Origin of the sequence: Gulosibacter sediminis, assembly GCF_014904065.1 — a bacterium.
GTDB lineage: Bacteria > Actinomycetota > Actinomycetes > Actinomycetales > Microbacteriaceae > Gulosibacter > Gulosibacter sediminis.
Map to the genome: position 1 here is coordinate 1 of NZ_JACXJG010000032.1, position 1,948 is coordinate 1,948.

Consider the following 1,948-nt stretch of genomic DNA (forward strand, 5'->3'; position numbering starts at 1 on the left):
ACCGAATGTCCGAAGAGCCGCCAATAGGGACACGTCCGCGGCTGCCAAGCTGATCCGCCAATCCGCATACCGCCTCGACGACCTGGCGACAGTCCTCGATTCAATAGACGACCTCTAAGCGAGACGTCCACTAACGGCCGTTTGTAGGACGAAGTTGTCGGGTATGCCGTCGTCAGACGTCGCGGCAAGGCTCTTTCGTCGGGCATCCAGGCGGCCTAGTGTGACGTGGAGGCGCCCAGCACCGTGGCAGCCTCTGACCCGATAGGAGAGCACCATGAATCCAGACAACGTCGTGAGCGGCGGTGTCGCAGTCGGAGTCCNCGACCTCTTCGACCAGGGTGAACAATACCTTGGGTCAATCCTCCGCGAAGATCTGCGCGCCGCCGGCGTGCCGAGAGTGGGTGACAACCTCGGACGCGGCACGCTGGGGGTTGAGGTACATCAGCTCGCTGGGATCGCACTCGAGGTGGATCATGTCGACCACTATCTCGCCATCCCCGGCGTACGTGACAGGGAACCGCTGAGTGTGGCTGTAGTGGTCGCCAACGGCGTCGACACAGAAGCGTTCACTCGCCTTGCTCCGACGCTCAAGGAGCAGGGTTGGTCGGTGATGTCCGACTCTTATCCTGACTCATAGAGCGCTTGACAGGTGTGCGATGGCAAAGAGTCAGACCTCAGATTCCTGCTCGAGGAGTGGGTTGCGCTTACGGAGTTCACGGGGAGGTACAGTTACGTAGCCTGAACACGACTGTTTCAGGCGCCGTCGTCGCGGCTGTCCTGGGGGCACACTGATCGCTGAGGATCGACTACCGTGGCTCATATGCAGGTTACGTTGGTTGATGAGCGGGATGCGCAGCTTGAAATGAGAGCTGACGGTTTCCGCGTATTCGTAGTTCACCCCGGGCGGCGGGTAACCGCGTATAACGTCGACGCGGCAAGTGTCCAAGAAGCATTTACGTGGGCAACTGAGGCGGCGAGTGGGGCTGGCTTCTCCTTGGCTGCCCGCTTCGATCAGTCTGGGGGAGGGGTTGCTCTTATGTACTTAACCCCACCCCCAGAGATCATCATGGAGCAGTTAGGTGACTAGGAAGAACACTTCGCCGTCTTTGTAGTCGGTTTGCAGAACATAACGGACGAGGTATCCGAGCCAACTTTGAATCCGCTAGGCGATGTGATCTCGACTGTCGTTGTGCCCTGATAGTGACCGGTGAAGTACGCGCCAGCCGTCCCGTTCTTCGGCGTGTAGAAGATGTTCACCGAGCCATCGACCGACACAGTGCGTACTTCGTCGTTTGATCGCAACTTTGACCAGTTAATCCCATTGCTTGTGTCGCCTGAGTACTTCGCGCTGTCCCAGAAGAGGCCGCTCCGCACCCGAATCGTTGCCTTTGCGGGGTGGGAGCCGGTTCCCGTGCACTTAACTTTGGACTTGAAAATAACGTAAATCTTACCTTGTTTTCGAGCGCCTTCGGAAATGTGCGGATTCTGAGCGTCAACCGTGCAAGTAATTTTGTACCCGGCGGCACTGAGTGTTGTGACTCCACCATTTAATGAAGAGGACTCGGCGGAAACCTGTGGTGATTCCGCGAGACTAAGCGTATTACCTACGGTTTCGTCATGCACAATATCGGGTGAGGTCTCGTCTGCTGAAACTGCAGATTGAGCTTGAGCTGGAGATGCCATTACCAAGCTTGCTGTCAATAGCGCTACTGCCCCCAGGAGAAGAATAGATGGACGGCGGGTTACATGGGTCATTCGAGTGCTCCTAACGTGCGCCCTGCGGTGGGCTAGCAAATTGTGAGTGTAGACGCCCTGCTCCTACTTGACAGGACTGCACCCGGCTCACGAGCGCGTAAAGTCATAGAATATGAATGCTCAATTAGTTGTAGTGCGCCGTGCTATCGCTTCGCGCCTCGCAAGGCGCCAGACCCGGAGGTCGTAGGTTCAA

Annotated in this window: 1 protein-coding gene; it reads right to left on the reverse strand. The window is 57.2% G+C overall.

Going from position 1 to position 1,948, the window contains the following annotated elements; all coding sequences use genetic code 11:
* Positions 1-1,083: 1,083 nt before the first annotated feature.
* Complete coding sequence (locus tag ID132_RS12210; protein ID WP_125106146.1) at positions 1,084-1,755, reverse strand: hypothetical protein; 672 nt, start codon at positions 1,753-1,755, stop codon at positions 1,084-1,086.
* Positions 1,756-1,948: the final 193 nt, after the last annotated feature.

Bases quoted from the DNA above. Each gene is read 5' to 3' on its own strand.
- ID132_RS12210 (WP_125106146.1), bottom strand. From the start codon at position 1,755: ATGACCCATGTAACCCGCCGTCCATCTATTCTTCTCCTGGGGGCAGTA.